This window comes from Streptomyces sp. NPDC048182 (genome assembly GCF_043202555.1).
Lineage (GTDB): Bacteria > Actinomycetota > Actinomycetes > Streptomycetales > Streptomycetaceae > Streptomyces.
In genome coordinates this window covers 182,700-203,629 of the sequence record NZ_JBIDAQ010000013.1, presented here as the reverse complement: position 1 = coordinate 203,629, position 20,930 = coordinate 182,700, and the positions used below count along the sequence as shown (strand labels likewise).

Below are 20,930 nucleotides of genomic sequence, written 5' to 3'. Positions count from 1 at the left end.
CCCGCTGATCCGAGGACCCCTGCCATGACCGCCATCTCCGCTGCCGAGCCCACCGCAGCGCAGCGAGGCCACCGGGCTTCGAGGCGCCGCTCCGGCCCGCCGGGGGATGCCCCGCGCTGGGAACGCCCGGCACTCGCCGCGGTGCTGGTCCTCGCCGCGGTGCTGTACTCCTGGGGTATCGGCCGTGCCGCGCTCCACCCCTTCTACGGTGCGGCCATACGCTCGATGGCCGGCGGCTGGCGGGCCTTCTTCTTCGGCGGCCTCGACTCGGCCGGCTCGATCAGCATCGACAAGCTGCCCGGCGCACTGTGGCCCGACGCGCTCTTCGTCGCCGTGTTCGGTCCGCACACCTGGGCGGCCGCGCTCCCCCACGTCATCGAGGGGGTGCTCACCGTCTGGCTGCTCCACCGGACCGTACGGACCTGGGCCGGGCCGTTCGCCGCGCTGATCGCCGCGCTGGCGCTCACCGTCACCCCGGTCACCGTGGCCCTGAACCGGGCCACCATCCCGGACACCGCGCTCACCCTGCTCCTGGTGGCCGCGGCGGCGGCCCTGCAGAAGGCGGTGCTCAGCGGGCGGCTCCTGCCGCTGATGCTCTGCGGCGTGTGGGTCGGGCTCGCCTTCCAGGCCAAGATGCTGCAAGCCTGGCTGGTGCTGCCGGTCTTCGCCGCGGTGTACCAGCTCGCCGCACCGGGTACGCCGTTGAAGCGGCTCCTGCGCGTCGCGGCGAGCGGGGCCGTCGCACTGGCCGTCTCCTGCTCCTGGATACTCATCGCCTGGATGACGCCGGCCGCCAACCGTCCGTATCTCGACGGGACGTCGGACAACGACCCGTTCAGCCTGGTCTTCGGCTACAACGGCCTGAGCCGGTTCGGCAGCGACCCCACCGCGTTCGGCGCCGTCGCGGGCACCGCCGCCAGCCGCACGTCCGGCAACACGGGCTGGGACATGCTGGTCAACCACACGATCGGCCCGCAGGTCGCCTGGTTCCTGCCGCTCGCCGTCCTCGCCGCCGTCCTGGGCGTCGTCCGGTGCAAGGGACGCGCGCGGACCGACCCGACCCGCGCCGGGTTCGTGATGTGGGGCGGCTGGCTGGCCGTGCACGTCTGGGTGTTCAGCGTCTCCAACGGCAACCACCCCTACTACACGGCCGTCATCGCCCCGGCGATGGCCGCCCTGGTCGGCGGCGGGTTCGCGCTGCTGCACGCCGAGTACGAGGCGGAGTACACCCGCGAGCCCGAGGCGGAGGACGAGCCGGCCGACCGACGGCACCTGCTGCTGCCGGTCGCGATCGCGGTGACCACGCTGTGGGCGCTGGCTCTCGACCGGCCGACCGGGTTCCTCTCCTGGCTGCTCCCAGTCGCCGTGATGCTCGCGCTGTGTGCCGTGGTGGGCCTGTGGAGCCGCGGGCCGCGCACCTCGCCGCGGCTGACCCAGGGTGCCCTCGCCGCGGGCATCGCGGCGGTCCTCGTGATGCCGGCCGGCTGGGCCTTCTCCAGCCTCGATCCGCTCTACGCGGGCGCCGTCACCTCGCCGACGGCCGGCCCGGTCGGCAAGTCCTACCTCGCGCATCCGCACCGCGCTCCCAGCAGGCGGGGGCTCGGCCGGCCCAGCGCGCGCGACTCCGCCCTGATCGGCTACCTCACCGCACACCGCCACGGCGAGAAGTACCTGCTCGCCACCCAGGCCGCCTACACCGCCGAGCCGCTGCTGCGCGCCAGCTCGGAGCCGATGCTCGTCATGGGCGGCTTCACCGGCAACACCCCCTTCCCCAGCTCCGGGCAGCTCGGCGAGCTGGTCGCCGCCCACCAGCTCCGCTACGCCCTGCTCACCACGCAGCGCCGCGCCACCCCCGCCACCGGCTGGGTGCGCTCGCACTGCACGCGCGTCCCGCCCACCGCCTACGGCCGCCAGACCGACGGCAGCTTCACCCTGTACGACTGCGCCCCTCGGGGGTGATGTGAAATCTCCCGTTTCCGCATCCTTCGCACGCCCCGGAGCGGAACAAAGGGAGCAGCGGCAGCCGCCGCGAGCGTGCGCCCCGAGGAGGAAGCGTTGCGTCTGCACCACAGCCGCCCCACCGATCCGGGCTATCTGCGGCGGCACCACGGCCGGGGCCATCGCTATCTGACCCCGGCCGGGCGGCCACTGCGCGACGAGGACCAGCTCAAGCGCATCACCGCGCTGGTCATCCCGCCCGCCTGGCGGGACGTCTGGATCTGCACCCGGGCCAACGGCCATCTCCAGGCGGTGGGCACCGACGCCGCCGGGCGGCGGCAGTACCTCTACCACCCGCAGTTCCGCGCCGAGCAGGAGGCCGCCAAGCACGAGCACGTCCTGGACGTCGCCGAGGCCCTGCCCGCCCTGCGGGAAGCCGTCGAGGGCCACCTCGGCGACCGCGGCCTGTCCCGGCGGCGGGTGCTCGCCACCGCAGTGCGCATGCTGGACCTGGGCTTCTTCCGCATCGGCAGCGAGCGCTACACCGAGCTGAACAACAGCTACGGCCTCACCACCCTGACCCGCGCGCACACCCAGTGCCGCGCCGGGGAGGTGACGCTGACCTATACCGGCAAGCACGGCAAGGACCAGGTGCAGGCCGTCGTGGACCCGCTGGCCTGCCGCACCCTCACCGCGCTGAACCGCCGGCGCGGCGGCGGCGACCGCCTGCTCGCCTACTGGGCACGGCCCGACTGGCACGACGTCAACGGCGACGACGTCAACGCCTACCTCAAGGAGATCGCCGGCCTGGAGGTCACCGCCAAGGACTTCCGCACCTGGCACGCCACCGTGATGGCCGCCATCGCGCTCGCCGTCTCGCAGGGCACCGCGCACAGCGAGACCGCCCGGCGCCGGGCCGTCGCGCACGCCGCCCGGGAGGTCTCCCACTACCTGGGCAACACCCCCGCCGTCTGCCGCGCCTCCTACATCAACCCGCGCGTCGTGGAGCTGTACGAGGAGGGCGTCACGGTCGCCGCCGCGCTGCCGAAGCTCGGCGGCGAGGGCACCTGGGGCGTCCCGGCCACCCACGGCCCCGCCGAGCGCGCGGTCCTGCGCATGCTGCGCGAAGCCGGCCCCGCAGAGCGGTAGTCCGCCGTCGCGGGGGTACCGGATGGTCAGCCGGGCACCGGTTCCGGTCGTCCCGGAGAGGCAACACGAGGGAGCATGATGGCCACTGCGTCTTCCGAGCGTCTGCGCCGCAGCGCGCGCGACGTGTTCGGCTGGGAGAGCCTGCGGCCGGAGCAGGTGGGGGCCATGGAGTCGGTGATGGAGCGCCGCGACACCCTGGTGGTGATGCCCACCGGCGCGGGGAAGTCCGCCGTGTACCAGGTGCCCGGGCTGCTGCTGCCGGGTCCGACGGTCGTGGTGTCCCCGCTGATCGCGCTGCAGCGGGACCAGGTGCAGGGGCTGTTGAGCCGGGACGGCGCGGAGGCCGCCGCGGTGAACTCGGCCCAGAGCGGGGGCGAGAACGCGGCGGTCTGGGACCGGATCAGCGAGGGGGACGTCGACTTCCTCTTCCTGGCTCCCGAACAGCTGGCGAAGGACGAGGTGGTCGAGCAGCTCGCCGCCGCCCGGCCGGCGCTGTTCGTGGTCGACGAGGCCCAGTGCGTCTCCTCGTGGGGTCACGACTTCCGGCCCGACTACCTGCGGCTCGGGCAGGTCGTCGACCGGATCGGCCGGCCCCCGGTGCTGGCGCTGACGGCGAGCGCCGCCGCTCCGGTGCGGGCCGACATCGTCGCGCAGTTGGGCATGCGCGAGGTGCGGGAGGTCGTCACCGGCTTCGACCGGCCCAACATCCACCTGGAGGTCGTCCCGTTCCGGGACGCCGCGGCCAAGAAGCGCGCCGTGGTGGAGCGCGCCGCGGCGGAGCCCAAGCCCGGCCTGGTGTACGCGGCCACCCGCCGGGAGGCCGAGGAGTACGCGGAGGAGCTGAGCCTGCTCGGTCTCGACGCGGCGGCGTACCACGCGGGACTGCCCGCGGCGGACCGGGGCAGCGTGCACGACCGGTTCATGGACGGTCGTCTCGACGTGGTCGTGGCGACCTCCGCCTTCGGCATGGGCATCGACAAGCCGGACGTGCGCTTCGTCCTGCATGCCTCGGTCCCCGGCTCCCTGGACGCCTACTACCAGGAGATCGGGCGCGCCGGCCGCGACGGCGAGGAGGCCCGCGCGATCCTCGCCTACCGGCCCCAGGACCTGGGCATGCAGCGCTTCTTCGCGGCGGGCCAGCCGGATCCGGACACCGTCATCCAGGTCGCCGGCACCCTGGAGGAGCACGACGGGCCCGTCGCTCCCACCGCGCTCCGTGAGGAGGCTCACCTGACGGCCAGCCGGCTGACGGCCGTGGTCAACCTCCTGGAGCAGGTGGACGCCGTCCGCACCACCGAGGACGGCGACCTGGAGGCAACCGGCACCGCCGGCGCGGCCCGGGCGGCGCAGCAGGCGATCGAGCTGGCCGACGCCCACCAGCAGCTCGAGCGCTCCCGCGTCGACATGATGCGCGGCTACGCGGAGGCCACGGGCTGTCGACGCCGTTTCCTTCTCGGGTACTTCGGGCAGGCCGTCGCCCGTGACGAGGGGTGCGGCTCCTGCGACCGGTGCGCGGCCGTCGAGCCGGGCGCGGGCGGGGCGGAGGGCGGTCCCACCGTCCTGGCCGGTACCGGGGGCCCGCTCCCCGAGCCCGCGGCGCTGTCCACCGCGGGCGACGGGCACCCCTTCCGGCCCGGCACCTACGTGCAGCACGAGCAGTGGGGGCGGGGTTCGGTGATGAGCGAGGAGGACGAGCGCCTCACCGTGCTGTTCGAGACCGTCGGCTATCGCACGCTGTCCCTCGACGTGGTGGCCAGGAACAACCTGCTCACCGTGTGCTGAGCCGGCCCCGGGCGCGGAGCGGTCAGGCGACGTCGCCGTACGCGGTCCCCACCTTCAGGCCGTCGATCCAGTTGATGACGCGCGCGTCCGTCACCTCCTCGCCGTAGCTGCCGAACCGGGTGTCGTTGCCGAGGTCGTCCCAGGTGCGGCCGGTGAAGTCGGCGACCTTGCGGCCGTTGTAGTACGCCTCGACCCGGCCGGCCGAGGCGTCGGAGGAGGTGTGGATGCCCAGGACGACGCGCTTGTACGTGCTCGTCGCGACCGGGGTCGACCACTTCAGGGTCCACTCCTCGCCGGGCAGGATGTGGAACAGCTTCAGCTCGCCGCCCTCGACCTTCATCAGGACGGGGTAGTTCTGCTGGTTCTGGTCGTTGGTGCCGTAGGACTTCCACTGGAAGATCGTGCCGGCGTCGGGGGTGTTGGTGGAGGTGTCCCAGCCGATCCAGTACGTGGCGTTCTCGTGGAAGGTGTAGCGCGCGCCGCCGACGGTGATGCCGTGGGCCTCGCAGCGCTTCAGTCCGAGCGGCTTGTTGAACTTGAAGACCGGTCCGCGGCCGTCGTGGTTGTCCTGGGCGGTCACGCTGCCGGGCGCGTCGCACAGGAGGGAGGAGAACACCGCGGTACCGCCGGAGGCGTCACCGTCCCAGATGACGGAGGCGTGCGCGGGAGAGGCGGCGAGGAGGGAGAGGGCGAGGGCGGAGCCGAGGGCGCCGAGGCGTTTGTCCATGGGGGGATGCTCCTTCGGGAGGGTGGTTCCGGGTGGGGGTCAGTGGAGTCGGACGGTGGTCTGCTGGGTGGTTCCGCCCGTGCCCGACAGGTCGCCGAACGTGAGGCGCAGCGCGGGGCCCGTGGTGGCCGAGGTGAGGGTGCCGGGGCGGGAGGTCACGGAGCGGACCGGGCGGTGCCAGGTGAGGGTCAGCTCCCGCAGGGTGCGGGTGGGGTCGCTGACGCAGATCGCGGCGGTGCCGTCGCGGTGTTCGCGGACCAGCACGCAGGCGGGTGCGCTGGAGGTGAGGGTCTCGAAGGTGCCGGCCGCGAAGAAGGCGGCGGCGGTGACGCCGAGCGCGGGGGCCCGGACGCCGTGCACGTCCCGCGTCGTGGAGTGGCGGAGCCACTGCCGCAGGGTGGCGGAGCGGGCCGCCGTGCGCAGGGCGCCGGCGCCGGGCAGCAGGACGTAGGCGTACTCCTCGTCGACCGGCGCGCTGCCGTGGTCGAGGACGAGGGTGAGGTAGCGGCTGCTGACCGGGGTGGTGGCGCCGGTCGCCGTGTTGATGTCGTGCCAGGAGCCGGTGCGTTCCTCGCGCAGGGCCTTGAGGGGGGTGCGGTGCGGGAAGAGGTAGCCGCCGTGGCCTTCGAGGTGCGCCCAGCGGGGGCGGGTGAGCGTGGCCGACCAGGAGGTCGCGGTCGGCTGCACCGATCCGTCGACGGTCAGGCGGCCCTGTCCGTCGGCGCCGAGGTGGCGGTTCTCGGCGATCGTCTCGACGGGCGTGCCGTCGGTGGCGGTGATGGCCGATCCCAGGCAGACGATCGCGTCGTCGAGGAGGAACCAGGACTTGTGGGCCCGCATCGTCGAGGAGAGGCCCTTGAGGTGCTGGCCGAGGACGGTGTACGTGCCGTCGCCGGTGCCGCCGGCGAAGTCGACGTCGGGCAGGGCGGCGCCCCAGATGCCTCCCTCGCCGTCGGCGAGCCGCTTGGCGGAGGCCGTGGTGCCGGGCAGCCGGTAGGGGTCGACGGTGGGCCAGAAGCGGTCGGAGTACTGGTCGTTGGCGTAGTCGTCGCCCCACCAGTAGAGCATTCCGGAGCCGGTGTGCCAGCCGCGGAGGTTCTCGCCGTTGCCGTTCTCGTAGTAGGTGATGCGCCGCGAGGCCATCGACACCGACGCCACCCAGTCGCGGGTGCGGTGGACGGCGCGGTCCATGGCGGGGAAGACGCGGCTGCCGGTCGGCTGCTCGGCGGCGCGGACCGTGGCGTCGTCCAGCACGCCGCCCAGCAGGCTGAGCTTGGCGACGGAGAGCTGGGGGTCGGTGGCGGCCGGGCGGTAGTGGGCCCGGGTGATCCAGCCCTTGACCAGCGCCCGCCAGCGGGCGTTCGTCTTGGCGTCCGCTCCCTGTCCGAGGGCGACGACGGAGGCCATCAGGGAGTGGCCGCGCAATTGGTCGTCGTTCTGGCCGCGGCTGTCACCCGGGGGCAGGCCGCGGGAGATCGCCCGGCCGGAGACACCGTCCATGCACAGGCCGTTGTGGAGGAAGGGCGCGTACGCGGCCTCCACGGCGTCGAAGACGATCTGCTTGCCGCCGTCCGTGACCTCCCAGGTGGAGCCGCCGAGCAGGGCGAGCAGCTTGCTCAGGCCGTCGAGGAGGACGGCGCCGTAGGAGCCGGTGTACGGCACGACGGTGTGCTGGATGATCGACCCATCGGCGTACAGGCCGTCCCCGGAGGTGACGTACGGGAAGACGGGCGCGATGGCCCGCGAGGCCAGGGCGATCTTGTCGGCGCGCCGTTCCAGGACGCCGCGTACGGCGAGGACGCGGCACAGGTCGATGCGGTTGGCGCCGGTGGAGGTGCCGGTGTACTGGGCGACGGCCGAATCCGGCACGAAGGCGTCCACGGCGCGGCAGTAGGCGGCGATCCGGTCGGCGGAGAGCCGGTCGTACAGGAGGACCGCCGTGTCGAGCAGGCCCTGCGGGCCGCCGATCTGCCAGCTGTACCAGTTGCCGTAGCGCGCCTGGCGCTCGTTGTAGACCCGCGCGTACAGGTGGTCCAGGCCCTCGACCACCCGGTCGGCGAGGGCGTTGTCGCCGGTGACGCCGGTGCCCGGCTGGGACCACGCCTCCGCCATGGCGTACAGCCGGGCGTAACTGGTCTGGATCGCGCCGGAGAAGGCGTAGGACTCCGCGTCGGTGTCCGGGTCGGGGTCGGCCCAGACGGCGTCCGGCCACAGCGAGCCGTCCGCCGGTGCCATGGCGGCGGCGTGGCCGGTGGCGGTGGTGCCGAGGGCGGCGAGCTTGCTCCGGAACGGTTCTGCGGTGGGGCGGAAGCCCTCGCCGAGCAGGAGGGTGCGCCAGCGGGCGCGCAGGGTGTCGAACTCGTCGCCGTCGACGGCGGGGGCGGCGGTTGCCGGGCCGGGGAGGAGGCCGAGGGAGAGGGCGGCGCCGCCGGAAGTCAGCAGGAGACCGCGGCGGGAAAAGGAAGTGGGCATGGTGTCTCCGAGCGGTGGGGACATGCTGCGAAAGTGACTGGTTTCTAGCACACGCACTCGTAACGAACAAGATGTTCGAAACGAAAGCATTGATCAGATGGGCTAGGCTGAGCCGTGCGTCCGAACGGATTCACGGACCGCCGGCGGACCTCCAGGAGGACGGATGCGACTTCATGTGAACCAGCGCCACGCGCGCGTCCTCGAACTCGTCCGCGCACGCGGCAGCCTGCGCATGACGGAGTTGGCCGAAGCGCTGGGCGTCTCGGCGGTGACCGTGCGCCGCGATGTGGAGGCGCTCGCCGGCGAGGGCCGGCTGCTGCGGGCGCACGGCGCGGTGACCTGGCCCGGCGAGGGCGGCCTCTTGGCCGGGGCGGCCCCGAGCGCACCGCCGGCCGCGCCGCAGGACGGCATGGTGCTCGGCATGGTCGTGCCGAGCATGGAGCACTACTTCGCGGAACTGGCGCACGGTGCGCGCGAAGCGGTCGCCGCGCGGGGCGGCCGGCTCGTGCTGGGCATCTCCAACTACCTGCCCGGCCAGGATCCGGTGCAGGTCGGCCTGCTGCTGGACGCGGGCGCCCAGGGCCTGCTGCTGCAGCCCAGTTGGGAGCGCGGCCTGCCGACGGCGGAGCAGGAGCGGCAGCTGCTCGACCTGCCGGTGCCTGCGGTGCTGATGGAGCGGCGCATCCCGCCCGGCGGGCGGCTTTCGGAGCTGGACGGTGTGCGCTCCGACCATGTGCTCGGCGGTGCGGCGGCGGTGCACCACCTGGCGGACCTGGGGCGGGAGCGCGTCGCGCTGCTGGTGCGCAAGGACAGCCCGACGGCGCCGCTGGTGCAGGAGGGCTACGAGGCGGCCCTGACCGCGCGCGGGCTGACGCCCTCGCCGCCGCTGGAGATGCACCCGGCAGCGGACCCGGCGGGATACGACGACGCCGTGGCGCGGTTGACGCGGCGTCAGGACGTGGAGGCCGTGATCGTCCACAACGACCAGGACGCCATCGCCGTCGCGCAGCGCCTGCGCGCCGCCGGCCTGCGCATCCCCGAGGACATGGCGATGGTGGCGTACGAGGACGAGCTGGCGAGGATGGCCGACGTGCCGCTGACCGCGGTGGCCCCGCCGCGCCGGGCGGTGGGGCGGATGGCCGCGGAGCTGCTCACGGCACGGCTCCCGCAGGGGCGCGCGGCGGCCGAGGAGGACAGCCCGCGCCGGCACGTGGCCCTGCTGCCGCGGCTGCGGGTGCGGGAGTCCACGGTGGGGCGCGCCGACCACTGAGCCGCCGTGCGCACGGGCGCCGGACTGTTCTGATCGATTTGATTGATTCTTTCGTTTGCTCTTGACGTTCGATCGTTTCGACGCAAATCATGGGGCCGCACGGTGAGCCGCCCGGCTCGCCAGGTCCCTGGAGGAGCGTCCCAGTCATGAAGACCACTTCGCCGGTGTCCCGCCTCGCGCTCCTCGCCGCACTCGCCTCGGTGGCCCTCACCGCCACGGCCTGCGGCGGGGGTGGCGGCGACGACGCCGCGGCGGGCAAGCCGGTCACGATCACGTACTGGTCCGCCACCGCGGGCGCCAAGGAGACGGCCGAGGCGTTCAACCGCACCCACAAGGACGTGCGGGTGAAGTTCGCCGAGGTGCCCGCGGGGCCCGACGGCGCCGCCAAGCTCACCAACGCCATCAAGGGCAACAGCGCACCCGACGTCGCGACGATGGACTACTCCGCGCTGCCCGAGTACGCCAGCCAGGGCAATCTGACCGACCTGACCGGGGCGGCGGGCGATCTGGTCGACCAGAAGTTCCCCGAGGGCGTGCGGTCGCTGGTCGAACTGGGCAACCGGACCTGGGCCGTCCCCTTCGACGTCACCCCGCTCGAGCTGTACTACCGCAGGGACCTCTTCACGAAGTACGGGATCGAGGTCCCCAAGACCTGGGACGAGTTCCGGAAGGCCGCCGAGGCGATCAAGAAGAAGGACCCGCACGCCCGCATCACCAACTTCGGCGGCAACGACCCGGCGATCGTGGCGGGTCTCGCCTGGCAGGCCGGCGCCAAGTGGTTCGCCACCTCCGGTGACGCGTGGAAGGTCGACATGGAGGACCCGGCGTCCAAGAAGGTCGCCAACTACTGGACCGGCCTGGTCGACGACGGCCTCGTCTCCCGCACCCCGCTGTGGGCCCCCGAGGAGACCAAGCAGCGGGCCGACGGCACCCTGCTCAGCTTCGTCGGCGCCGCCTGGTCGGCCGGCGGCATGCCCACCACGTACGGCGCCGCCAAGGGCAAGTGGGCCATCGCGCCGCTGCCGACCTGGGACGGCCGCCCCGCGACCGGCATGTACGGCGGCACCTCGTACATCGTGCCGAAGGGCAGCGACAAGACGGACGCGGCCGTGGAGTTCATCGAGTGGGTGACCACCAGCGAGGCCGGCGTGAAGGCCCGCTTCACCTCGCAGAAGACCCCCAGCAGTGCCCTGCCCGCCAATCCGGCGATGCGTGCGGTCGCCGCCCGGTCCTTCGACCGCTCCTTCTTCCCCGCCGACGTCGACCCGTACAAGATCGCCGCGCAGGCCGCCGACACCCTCGTCACGGGGTGGACCTGGAGCCCGGTGCAGCAGCAGGTCCTGGCCGCCATGAACAAGACGGCGGCCGACTTCTCGAAGGGCCAGTCGGCGGGGCAGCAGGCCGCCGAACAGGCGATCAAGGACCGCGGTCTGAACCTCGCCGAGTAGGCACCCTTCGACCCGCGCCACCGACCAAGGAGCTTCCCGTGGCAGTACCCCTCGCCCGCGCGCCGGGCGACGACCGCGCCGCACGCCCCGGCACCGCCGTCGGCGCCCGCGGCCCCCGAGCCGCCGCCCGGGCCGGCGAGCGGACCGCCGTCGCCGCGTTCGTCGTCCCCTTCTTCGTCCTCTTCACCGGGGTCACACTGGCGCCCATCGGGTACGCCGCGTACAAGAGCCTCTACCACGAGGAGCAGTCGGGGCTCGGCTTCGGCGGCACCGAGGAGGTCTTCGCCGGACTCGGCAACTACACGAAGGCGCTCGCCGACCCGGCCTTCCTCGACTCCCTGGGCAACATGGGCGTGTACTGCGTCCTCTACGTCCCGGTGCTCATCGGCGTCTCGCTGGCCCTGGCGCTGCTGCTGGACTCGGCGATGGCCCGGGCCAGGCAGTTCTTCCAGATCGCCCTCTTCCTGCCGCACGCCATCCCCGCCATGATCGCCTCCATCGTCTGGCTCTACCTCTACCTGCCCGGAATGAGCCCGGTCGTGGACGCGCTGGACGGCATGGGGGCGCACTGGGACTTCTTCGCCGCGGACACCGCCGTCGTCTCCGTGGTCAACATCTCCGCCTGGCAGTGGATCGGCTACAACGTGATCATCTTCTACGCCGGCCTCCAGGCGGTCCCGCGCGAGACGCTGGAGGCGGCGACCGTCGACGGGGCCGGCGCCCTGCGCACCGCGCTGCGGATCAAGGTCCCGATGATCCGCTCGACGGTCGTCCTGGTGGCGCTGTTCACCTGCATCGGCGCCGTGCAGCTCTTCGACGCGCCCATGGTCGTCTCGCAGCGGGCCAACGGGATGGGCGTCGACTGGTCCCCCACCATGTACATCTACCAGGCCGCCTTCCAGCGCCACGACTACGGCCTCGCGGCGGCGAGCGCCCTCCTGCTCGCCGTGGTCGCGGGCACGGCGTCGTTCGTCGTCACGAAGCTCGGCAACCGAGGGAGGGCGGCATGAGCGTCACCGCGGTACCCCGGCGCCCGGCGCGGGCCGGAGCACCCGTTCCGGCACCGCCGCGACCGGCGCCCCGCGCCCGCCGGCGCGGCACGGCGCTCACGTCCCGCCTCGCCGTCAACGCGTTCCTCGTCCTCTTCGCGGTCTACTCGCTGCTGCCGCTGAGCTGGCTGCTGATCGCCTCCACCAAGGACCACGGGGACCTGTTCGCCACCTCTCCCTTCGCCCTGGGCGACTTCCACCTCCTGGGCAACCTGCGCGAGCTGTTCACCGTCAACGACGGCATCTATCTGCGCTGGTTCGGCAACAGCGTCCTGTACACGGTGGTCGGCTCGCTGCTGTCCACGGTGATCGCGGTGGCCACGGGGTACGCCTTCCACGTCTACGAGTGGCGGGGCAAGGAGAAGCTCTTCGGTCTCGTCCTGGTCGGCATGTTCATCCCCTCGGCCGTCGTCCAGCTCCCGCAGTACCTGCTCTTCTCCCAGGCGCACCTGGTCAACACCTACTGGGCGCTGCTGCTGCCGGCCATGGTCAACCCGTTCGGGGTCTACCTCGCCCGGGTCTTCACCGAGGGCTTCGTGCCCGGCGAGGTCCTGGAGGCGGCCCGGGTGGACGGCGCCGGCGAGTTCCGGGCCTTCGGCCGGGTGGCGCTGCCGATGCTCGCGCCGGGGTTCATGACGATCTTCCTGTTCACGTTCACCGCGCAGTGGAACAACTTCTACGGTGCGCTGATGATGCTCAACGACGAGCAGCTGTACCCGGTCAACCTCGGCCTGTTCATGTGGGACAAGACGGTCCAGCAGCAGCCCGAGCACTACTCCCTCGTCATCGTCGGCTCTCTCGTGGCCGTCCTCCCCCTGGTCGTCGCCTTCCTCTGCCTGCAGCGCTACTGGCGCTCCGGCATGACGGCGGGAGCGGTGAAGTGACCATGCCCGTAAGGCAGGAGACCCCCTTGGACCCGCTGGTTCCCACGGTGCCGCGCCGGCCGCGCACGCTGCTGGCCATGGAGCGCGACACGCACTCCGCCCTGCTCGCCGAGGGCGGCTGCGACCGGCTGCGGCAGGTGGCCGCCGTCGACACCTCGCTGGTGCTCACCGACTTCGCCGCGGCCTCGGGGCCGGACGCCGACCCCGCTCTGGTGCGGGCCCTGGAGTCGGCCGAGGTCCTCTTCACCCACTGGGGGTGCCCGCCGCTGACCGAGGCCGCCCTGGAGCGGCTCCCCCGGCTGCGGGCCGTGGTGCACGCCGCCGGGTCGGTCAAGCACCACGTGACCGACGCGGTCTGGCGCCGGGGCATCGCCGTCTCCAGCGCGGCGGCGGCCAACGCGCTGCCGGTGGCCGAGTACGCCCTGGCCGCCATCCTGCTGGCCAACAAGCGGATCCTGGACAGCGCCCGCGCCTACGGCGAGGCGCGCGGGCGCTTCCCCCGGCTCCAGTTCTTCGCCGGCGCGGGCAACCACCGCCGCACGGTCGGCATCGTGGGCGCGTCCCGCACCGGCCGCCGGGTGCTGGAGCTGCTGCGCCCCTTCGCGCTGCGGGTGCTCGTGTACGACCCGTTCCTCGACGCCGCCGAGGCGGCGGCCCTCGGCGCGGAGCTGGTCGGCCTCGACGACCTCGTCCGCCGCAGCCATGTCGTCTCCGTGCACGCACCCCAACTCCCGGAGACCCGGCACATGTTCGACGCGCGCAGGCTCGCCCTCATGCCGGACGGCGCGACGCTGGTGAACACCGCCCGCGGCTCGCTCGTCGACACCGAGGCGCTCCTCGGGCACCTGCGCAGCGGGCGGCTCAGCGCGGTGCTCGACGTCACGGAGCCGGAGACGCCGCCCGCCGACTCCCCGCTCTACGACCTGCCCAACGTGCTGATGACCCCGCATGTCGCCGGCTCCCTGGGCAACGAGCTGACCCGCATGGCCCTGGTCGCGGCCGACGAACTGGAGCGCTATGCCCGCGGCGAGCCCTTCGCGCACGGTGTGGGGCCGGAGGAACTGGTGAGGTCCGCGTGAGCCGAGTGCCAGGCCCCGGCCTCTCCCCTCCCCCGGCCCGCCGCCGGGTCCTGGTCATCGGCGTCGACGGTGTCCGGCTCGACGTGCTGCGCCGCGTGGCCACACCGCACCTCGACGCCTTGGCCGCGCGGGGCTTCCTGGCCCCGGTGCTGGTGGACGAGGACACCCCGACCATGTCGGGACCGTGCTGGGCCACCGTCGTCACCGGGGTCGGCGCGGCCCGGCACGGGGTGTGGAGCAACGACTTCGGCGGCAACCGGCTGTCGGTCTTCCCCGACTTCGCGACCCGGCTCGCCGAGCAGGACGGCCGGCGCACGTTCGTGGCGGCCGGCTGGCGGCCCCTGCTGCTCGCCCGCGACGGCGGCCCGCTCTTCGCGGCCCCGAGCCGCACGGCGTACTCGGCCCCGCTCGCCGAGACGGCCGAGGACTGGGACGCGTGCGACGAGCAGATCACCGAGGACGCGGTGCGGGTGCTGGCCACCGACGATCCGGAGGCGTCCTTCGTGTATCTCGGCGCGGTCGACGAGACGGGCCACGTACTGGGCTGCGGGCGCCGCTACGAGGAGGCGGTGGTGGCCGCCGACGCCCGGGTGGGGCGGCTGGTCGCGGCGGTCGAGTCCAGGCCGTCCTACGCCGAGGAGGCGTGGACGTACCTGGTCGTCACCGACCACGGGCACGTGGACGCCGGCGGGCACGGCGGCCGCTCCGCCCTGGAGCGGACCGCGTGGCTGATCGCCGCGGGGCCCGACATCGCCGATCGGGCCCCCGACCGCCCGCTCGCCCACGCCGACGTCGCCGCGCAGGTCTACGCCTCGCTGGGCCGTCCGCTCGACCGCCACTGGACGCTCGACGGCCGGCCCTTCGCGGCGATGCCGCACGCGGTGCTGCTCGACATGGACGGCACGCTCGTGGACACCGAGCCCCTGTGGTGGCGCGCCGCCCGGGAGGTCGCCGCCGGTCTCGGGCACGAACTCACCGACGCGGACCTGCCGTCGGTGCTCGGGCGGGCCAGCACCGACACGGCGGCTCACGTCCGCGACGTCACCGGCACGGCCCGCTCGGTCGCCGAGCTCGCCGAGGAGCTGGACGCGCGCTTCCTCGCCGCCGTCGAGTCAGGCGCGGTGCCGCTGCCGGGTGCGCTCGCGCTGCTGTCCCTGCTGCGGGAGCTGGGCATTCCGGTGGCGCTGGTGTCGGCCTCGCCGCGGCCGGTGGTGGACGCGGTGCTGAAGACGCTCGGCGCCGACGCCTTCCACGTGACCGTGGCGGCGGGTGAGACCCCGCGCACCAAGCCGGCGGCCGACCCGTACCTGAGGGCCGCGCGGCTGCTCGGCGTCGACCCGGCGTCCTGCCTGGCGGTGGAGGACAGTCCCGCCGGGGTGGCCGCGGCGGAGGCGGCCGAGTGCCGGCTGCTGGTGGTGCCGTCCGGCCTGCCGGTCCCGCCCGGGCCGCGCCGCACGCTGGTGGAGGGGCTGTTGGGCGTCGACGCGCGGACGCTGCGGGAGGCGGGGCTCTGAGCCGGCCCGCTCAGGCCGTGCCGGAGTCGTGGGCCCGCGCGTCGGGCCCCGCGTGGGGCGGTTCCGCGCCGAGGGCCTCCAGGGCGCGCGCCGAGTCCGAACCGGGCTCGGCGTGGTAGATGGCGAGGATCTGGCCGCCCGAGTCGCTGAGCGGCAGCTTCTCGCGGCGCAGCTCCAGCAGGCCGGCGCGTGGGTGGCGCAGTCGCAGGGTGCCGCCGGCCAGCGCGGCCACCTCGTGGCGGGCCCACAGCTTGCGGAACGTGTCGCTGGCCAGTGACAGTTCGCCGACCAGCTGGACGATGCGCGGGTCCTCGACGTCGCTGCCCACGGACGCGCGGAACCCGGCGACCATGCCCTTGGCTGCCTGGCTCCAGTCGGGGTAGAGCGCCTGCTCCTCGGGGTCCAGGAAGATGGCCCGCAGCCGGTTGGCGCCCGGCCGGATGTTCGGTGACACGGCCGTCGCGCGGCGGTTGGCCGCGAGCACCTCGAACGTCCGGCTCTCGACGAAGGCCGGCAGGTTGATCGCGTCGAGCAGCTGCCGCACCCCGGCAGGCACCGCCTCGCGACGGCGTCCGGGCGCGGCCGGGCGGGCCGCGCCCAGGCTCAGCAGGTGCTCGGTGGCGGTCTCGTCCAGCCGGAAGACCCGGGCGAGCGCCCGCAGCACCTGGGGCGACGGGTTGCGGTCCCGCCCCTGCTCCAGGCGGAGGTAGTAGTCGGCGCTGATGCCGGCCAGGGTGGCGGCCTCCTCCCGGCGCAGGCCGGGTGTGCGGCGCACGCCCATCGCGCGCAGCCCCACATCAGCGGGGTCGGTCAGCTCACGTCGCGCCCGCAGGTACTCCCCGAGCACATTGCTCCTGCTCATGCCTCCGATCGTAGAAGCCCCCGGAGCGTGCTGCCTGGTCCTCTCACTCCCAGGATGAGCGGAGGACAGGCTGTCACCGCGCTCCCTTCCTACGGTGAGGAGGAGCCCTCCGGAGACACCGGCGGGCGACGACGGACGAAGGCAGGAACGGCATGACAGGCAGCGGACTCCCCGGGGGCACCTACCGGGTCGGTGACCTCACCCTCACCCGCTTCGGATACGGGGCGATGCAGCTGGCCGGGCCCGGCGTCTTCGGCCCGCCGAAGGACCGCGCCGCAGCCGTCGGTGTGCTGCGCACGGCCGTCGAACTGGGCATCCGGCACATCGACACGGCCGACTTCTACGGGCCGCGCGTCACCAACGAGATCATCCGGGAGGCGCTCGCGCCGTACCCCGACGACCTGCACATCGTCACGAAGGTCGGGGCGCGCCGCGACGCGCGGGGCGGGTGGCCGCACGCCCGCACGCCCGCCGAGCTGGTCGAGCAGGTCCACGACAACCTGCGGGCCCTGGGGCTCGACGCCCTGGACGTGGTCAACCTGCGGGTCGGCGGCTTCGACTCGCCGGAACCCGGCTCCGTCGCCGAGCAGTTCGGCGCGCTCGCGGAACTGCGCGCCCAGGGGCTGATCCGCCACCTGGGGCTCAGCACGGTCGACGCGGACCAGCTGGCCGAGGCCCAGGCGATCGCACCGGTGGTGTGCGTGCAGAACTTCTACAACCTGGCGAACCGCCAGGACGACGAGCTGGTCGACCTCACCGCGCGGCAGGGCATCGCCTACGTGCCGTACTTCCCGCTGGGTGGCATGTCGCCGTTGCAGTCGGACGTCCTCCACAAGATCGCCGAGCGGCTGGACAGCACCCCGCTGTCGGTCGCGCTGGCCTGGCTGCTGCGGCGCTCGCCCAACGTGCTGCTCATCCCCGGGACGTCCTCGGACCGGCATCTGCGCGAGAACGCCGCGGGTGCCGCGCTGGAGCTGCCCGCCGATGTGCTCGCCGAGCTGGACACGGTCGCCGACGACGCCGAGCGGTGAGTGCGGGCCCGCCCGGGGCCGTCGCTCAGGGGGCGCGCCAGACGTTGTCGTAGGCGTCCTGCTCGATCTGGCGGCGCTGGCTCACGGCGGCGAGTTCCACCAGGGCGTCTTCCAGGACGGTCAGGACGAGGTCGTCGTCGGGCGCGTGGGCGGCCTCCCGCGGCGGGGGTGTGTCCGTGACGCCGAGAGCCGCGGCGAAGGACGTCAGCAGGGGGTCCCCGGCGTCCCACCGGTGGGTGGCCTCGCGGTGGGCCACCGCGACCGGGTGCTCCTCGGCGGTGGCGGTGGAGGGGGCGGAGCCGTGCAGGAGGCGGGTCAGGAAGCGGCCGGGGGCGGCTCCGGTCCGCGGCGCGGTCAGGGCGTCCGCGTAGGCGCGGGCGAGTCCGCGGCCCCGGCGCCAGAGCCAGTCCTCGACCGTCTCGTACGGGGCCTCCGCGACGAGTTGGTCCATGGCGCGGGCCAGGAGCGCGTCCAGGTCGTCGGCGTGCCAGGGGCGGTCGGCGGCGGGGACGAGGCGGTCGCCGTCCAGGCGCAGCGCCCCGGCGTCGCGCAGGTCGAGAACCTCGGCGGCGGCCAGCGCCAGCGAGACGTCCCCCTGGGCGAGTGAGCGGGCCGCGGGCGTCGACGAGGTGATGACGAACAGATCCCGTGCGGTGTCCATGCCCCACATTGTGCGCCCGCGCCCGGCGGACCGGGCGGGATTTCGCCGGCGGACGCCGTCACAGGCTCAGCAGCAGGTCCCGGACCGCGGCCGGCCGGGACAGGAACGGGTGGTGGCCGGCGTCCAGCTCGACCACGTGGCCGGCCCGGCGCGCGTACTCGCGCTGCAGGCGCGCCGGGGTGCCCCGGTCCTGGGCGCAGACCAGGTAGGTGGACGGGATGTGCCGCCAGGCCGCCGCCGAGACCGGCTGCGCCGTCACCCGCGCGCTCTGCCGGGCGAGGTGATCGAGGGCCTGGGCCTGGATCTCGGGGTCGCAGTCGTGCAGGAAGGTGTCCACGGCCAGGTCGGGACGGACGCCGAAGGTGCCGGTGTCGGGGTCGACGTCGAGGAACGGGGCGAGTGTGCCGTCCCCGAAGTCCGCGAGGCTCTGCCCGACCTCCGGCAGGTAGCTGGAGACCAGCAGCAGGTGGCGCACCGAGGGGATCCCCTCGGCCGCTTCCGCGGTGACCACGGCGCCGTAGCTGTGGGCGACCACGACGGTCGGCTCGTCGCCCGCCAGGGCCTCCCGCACCGCGGCGACGTCCTCGGCGAGGCCGGGACCGTCGTGGCCGCCGGGCGGTCCGCCCTCGCCGCAGCTCGGCAGCCCGGGAGCCGCGCTGCGCACGCCGCGCTCCCGCAGCAGCTCGGCGGTGCGGTGCCACCACCACGCCCCGTCCTGGACGCACGCCCCGTGCACGAACACGACCCTCATCGCCACCTCCGGACCGTCGCGGTTGCCGGTCCCAGCCTCGCACGGCAGGCCGGACGGCGGGCTGCGCGTTTTCCGTCGGGGCATTGACAAACCATTCACTGGAACGGAGTCTGCATGAACATATGCAGTACCGGCGGGGCGAGCACGAGCGGAGGGCGGACGACGATGAGCGGGACGGACCGTACCGGCAGCACGGACGCGAGGACGACGGGCGGTCGGGGCAGGGCCGGCGGCATGGTGGAGCGGCACTCCATCGACGTGGTGCCGGACGGTGAGCGGCATGGCCACGCGGTCAGCCAGTTCACGCTCTGGCTCGGGGCCAACCTCCAGATCACCGCCGTCGTCACCGGCGCCCTCGCCGTGGTCTTCGGCGGCGACGTCGTCTGGTCCCTCGTGGGGTTGGTCGCGGGCAACCTGCTTGGCGGCGCCGTCATGGCCCTGCACTCCGCGCAGGGGCCGAAGCTGGGGCTGCCCCAGATGATCCAGTCGCGGGCGCAGTTCGGCGTGCGGGGCGCCGTCGTGCCGCTGCTGCTGGTCATCCTGATGTACATCGGGTTCTTCGCCAGCGGAAGCGTGCTCGCCGGGCAGGCGACCGCCCGGCTCACGCACACCGGCGACACCACCGGCATCGTGGTCTTCGCCGTGGTCACCGCCGTCGTGGCGGCAGTCGGGTACCGCGTCATCCACGCCGTGGGCCGGATCGCGAGCGTCATCTGCGCGCTCGCCTTCGTGTACCTGGGCTTCCGGCTGCTCGACCGGGTGGACCTGGGCGCGCTGCTCGGGGACGCGCACTTCTCGCTGCCGATGTTCCTGCTGGCCATGTCGCTGTCGGCGTCCTGGCAGCTGGCGTTCGGCCCCTACGTCGCCGACTACTCGCGCTACCTGCCGCGCACCACGAGCACGCGGGCGACCTTCTGGTGGACGCTGTCCGGTTCGGCGCTCGGCTCCCAATGGTCCATGACCTTCGGGGTGCTGGTGGCGGCGAGCGCCGGCGAGAGGTTCCTGGACGACCAGGTCGGCTACGTCGTCTCGCTCGGCGGAGGGGGACTGGCCGCGTCGCTGCTGTACTTCGTCATCGCGCTCGGCAAGCTCACCATCAACGTCCTCAACACCTACGGCGGCTTCATGTCCATGGTGACGGGGATCAGCGGCTTCCGGGGGCAGCGGACCCTGTCGCCGCGCGGCCGGGCCGGGTACATCGCCGTCATCATGGTGGCCGGCACGGCGGTCGCGCTGGCCGGCAAGGACAGCTTCCTCTCCTCGTTCAAGGACTTCCTGCTGTTCCTGCTGACGTTCTTCACCCCCTGGTCGGCCATCAACCTCGTCGACTACTACCTGATCTCCCGCGAGCGCTACGACATCCCCGCCCTCGCCGACCCGCACGGCCGCTACGGCGCCTGGCGCGCGGACGCGCTCGCCGTCTACGGGATCGGGATCGTCGCGCAGTTCCCGTTCCTGGCCACGTCGTTCTACACGGGCCCGTTCGTCGCGCCGCTCGGCGGGGCGGACGTGTCCTGGATCGTCGGGCTCGCCGTCCCGGCCGCGCTGTACTGGCTGCTCGCCCGGCGCGACACCGGGCACGTGCCGCCGGAGACGATCCTCGGCACGGAGCAGCCCCTGGCGTCGACCCGGGGGTGACCGCGCCGGGACGCGCGGTGGGGACTTCCGTTCGACGCACGCGTCCGCATTTTCGGTTAAACGACCGCTAATGTGAGCCGATAGTGTGCATGTGCGTTGCGCCGTAGGGGGTAGTGGGTGTGACGGAACGGCCGGTTACGGCCATCTTCGATGCACGCCACGCCCTCCCGGGAGGGGAATTCATGCGTCTGCGCCGGACGAGTCGACCGAGTCGGCCGATACGACTTTCCGTACATCGGATGCCCGCACTCGGGGCCTCAATCCCCCGCCTCATCCCCCTTCACCCGAACGAGTGACGTTCCCATGGCGCACACTTCCCGGCAGGACACGGAAGACCAGCTGCTGGTCGCGGTCACGGTGACCGGAGAGCACGGTCTGGTGGAGGTGACCGGAGCCTCCCAGTGGCGGGACACCGCCTTGGTGCAGGCGGCGTTGAACTCCCCCGACCTGCTCAGCCGCCGCAGTACGTACGTCGACCTCAGCAGGCTCAGCTTCGCCGACTCCTCGGTGCTGCACGCACTGCTGGAGGCTCAGCGCGCCCATCGCGCGCGGGGTGCCGCCTTCGCGCTCGTCGGGACGCTTCAGCCCGTCGTGGACCGGCTGTTCACCCTCACCGGCGCCGGCCAGTTCCTCACCCACACGCCCCGTCCGCCGTCGCCGGACGCCGGCGGATGA

At 73.3% G+C, this 20,930-nt stretch carries 17 protein-coding genes; 12 read left to right on the top strand and 5 right to left on the bottom strand.

Translation table 11 applies throughout. From position 1 onward, the window contains the following. Positions 1–24 precede the first annotated feature (24 nt). The 3 genes from ACGFZL_RS24575 to ACGFZL_RS24565 all read left to right on the top strand — a co-directional run bounded on the left by ACGFZL_RS24575 (position 25) and on the right by ACGFZL_RS24565 (position 4,869). Positions 25–1,959 (top strand): ArnT family glycosyltransferase, encoded by a 1,935-nt coding sequence (locus ACGFZL_RS24575; RefSeq protein ID WP_393694748.1) that lies wholly within the window; start codon positions 25–27, stop codon positions 1,957–1,959. A gap of 96 nt (positions 1,960–2,055) precedes the next feature. Next, positions 2,056–3,087 carry a DNA topoisomerase IB gene (locus tag ACGFZL_RS24570; protein ID WP_393694746.1) on the top strand — a complete coding sequence of 344 codons (1,032 nt, stop codon included), beginning with the start codon at positions 2,056–2,058 and terminating at the stop codon, positions 3,085–3,087. A 78-nt stretch (positions 3,088–3,165) separates the two neighbouring features. Further along, positions 3,166–4,869 carry a RecQ family ATP-dependent DNA helicase gene (locus tag ACGFZL_RS24565; RefSeq protein ID WP_393694744.1) on the top strand — a complete coding sequence of 568 codons (1,704 nt, stop codon included), beginning with the start codon at positions 3,166–3,168 and terminating at the stop codon, positions 4,867–4,869. Between the two features lie 22 nt (positions 4,870–4,891). Here ACGFZL_RS24565 and ACGFZL_RS24560 read toward each other — a convergent pair whose 3' ends face one another. Further along, complete coding sequence (locus ACGFZL_RS24560) at positions 4,892–5,596, bottom strand: heparin lyase I family protein (protein ID WP_393694742.1); 705 nt, start codon at positions 5,594–5,596, stop codon at positions 4,892–4,894. 39 nt (positions 5,597–5,635) lie between these two features. Beyond that, positions 5,636–8,068: a polysaccharide lyase 8 family protein gene (locus ACGFZL_RS24555; RefSeq protein ID WP_393694740.1), complete on the bottom strand. Its 2,433-nt coding sequence runs from the start codon at positions 8,066–8,068 to the stop codon at positions 5,636–5,638. Positions 8,069–8,231: 163 nt separating this feature from the next. Here ACGFZL_RS24555 and ACGFZL_RS24550 point away from each other — a divergent pair, with 163 nt between their 5' ends. The 6 genes from ACGFZL_RS24550 (at position 8,232) to ACGFZL_RS24525 (ending at position 15,312) form a co-directional block, all read left to right on the top strand. Further along, positions 8,232–9,338, top strand: coding sequence for a substrate-binding domain-containing protein (locus ACGFZL_RS24550; RefSeq protein WP_393694737.1), 1,107 nt, complete (start codon positions 8,232–8,234; stop codon positions 9,336–9,338). A gap of 146 nt (positions 9,339–9,484) precedes the next feature. Then, complete coding sequence (locus ACGFZL_RS24545) at positions 9,485–10,786, top strand: ABC transporter substrate-binding protein (protein WP_393694735.1); 1,302 nt, start codon at positions 9,485–9,487, stop codon at positions 10,784–10,786. A gap of 206 nt (positions 10,787–10,992) precedes the next feature. Continuing rightward, on the top strand, positions 10,993–11,796 hold the full coding sequence (locus ACGFZL_RS24540; RefSeq protein WP_393694792.1) for a carbohydrate ABC transporter permease: 804 nt from the start codon (positions 10,993–10,995) through the stop codon (positions 11,794–11,796). Continuing rightward, positions 11,793–12,719 (top strand): carbohydrate ABC transporter permease, encoded by a 927-nt coding sequence (locus tag ACGFZL_RS24535; protein WP_355171648.1) that lies wholly within the window; start codon positions 11,793–11,795, stop codon positions 12,717–12,719. Before ACGFZL_RS24540 ends, ACGFZL_RS24535 begins: the two co-directional genes overlap by 4 nt. Positions 12,720–12,796: 77 nt before the next feature. Further along, positions 12,797–13,798 carry a hydroxyacid dehydrogenase gene (locus ACGFZL_RS24530; RefSeq protein WP_393694790.1) on the top strand — a complete coding sequence of 334 codons (1,002 nt, stop codon included), beginning with the start codon at positions 12,797–12,799 and terminating at the stop codon, positions 13,796–13,798. After that, positions 13,795–15,312, top strand: coding sequence for an HAD-IA family hydrolase (locus tag ACGFZL_RS24525; RefSeq protein WP_393694733.1), 1,518 nt, complete (start codon positions 13,795–13,797; stop codon positions 15,310–15,312). The genes ACGFZL_RS24530 and ACGFZL_RS24525 overlap by 4 nt, the downstream gene beginning before the upstream one ends. Before the next feature lie 10 nt (positions 15,313–15,322). Here ACGFZL_RS24525 and ACGFZL_RS24520 read toward each other — a convergent pair whose 3' ends face one another. Beyond that, positions 15,323–16,174: a helix-turn-helix domain-containing protein gene (locus ACGFZL_RS24520; RefSeq protein WP_393694731.1), complete on the bottom strand. Its 852-nt coding sequence runs from the start codon at positions 16,172–16,174 to the stop codon at positions 15,323–15,325. A gap of 152 nt (positions 16,175–16,326) precedes the next feature. Between ACGFZL_RS24520 and ACGFZL_RS24515 the strand changes: the two genes are divergently transcribed. Next, the gene (locus ACGFZL_RS24515) at positions 16,327–17,205 is read left to right on the top strand and encodes an oxidoreductase (protein ID WP_355171654.1); all 879 of its coding nucleotides are present in this window, start codon (positions 16,327–16,329) and stop codon (positions 17,203–17,205) included. Between the two features lie 25 nt (positions 17,206–17,230). Here the strand turns inward: ACGFZL_RS24515 and ACGFZL_RS24510 are convergent, their stop codons facing one another. Together ACGFZL_RS24510 and ACGFZL_RS24505 are read right to left on the bottom strand one after the other, a co-directional pair. Next, positions 17,231–17,866 carry a GPP34 family phosphoprotein gene (locus ACGFZL_RS24510; RefSeq protein WP_393694728.1) on the bottom strand — a complete coding sequence of 212 codons (636 nt, stop codon included), beginning with the start codon at positions 17,864–17,866 and terminating at the stop codon, positions 17,231–17,233. A gap of 58 nt (positions 17,867–17,924) precedes the next feature. Beyond that, the gene (locus ACGFZL_RS24505) at positions 17,925–18,617 is read right to left on the bottom strand and encodes an alpha/beta fold hydrolase (RefSeq protein ID WP_393694788.1); all 693 of its coding nucleotides are present in this window, start codon (positions 18,615–18,617) and stop codon (positions 17,925–17,927) included. Between the two features lie 234 nt (positions 18,618–18,851). Here ACGFZL_RS24505 and ACGFZL_RS24500 point away from each other — a divergent pair, with 234 nt between their 5' ends. Both ACGFZL_RS24500 and ACGFZL_RS24495 read left to right on the top strand, forming a co-directional pair. Further along, positions 18,852–20,255, top strand: coding sequence for a purine-cytosine permease family protein (locus tag ACGFZL_RS24500; protein WP_393694786.1), 1,404 nt, complete (start codon positions 18,852–18,854; stop codon positions 20,253–20,255). A 303-nt stretch (positions 20,256–20,558) separates the two neighbouring features. Further along, positions 20,559–20,930 carry an STAS domain-containing protein gene (locus ACGFZL_RS24495; RefSeq protein WP_393694726.1) on the top strand — a complete coding sequence of 124 codons (372 nt, stop codon included), beginning with the start codon at positions 20,559–20,561 and terminating at the stop codon, positions 20,928–20,930.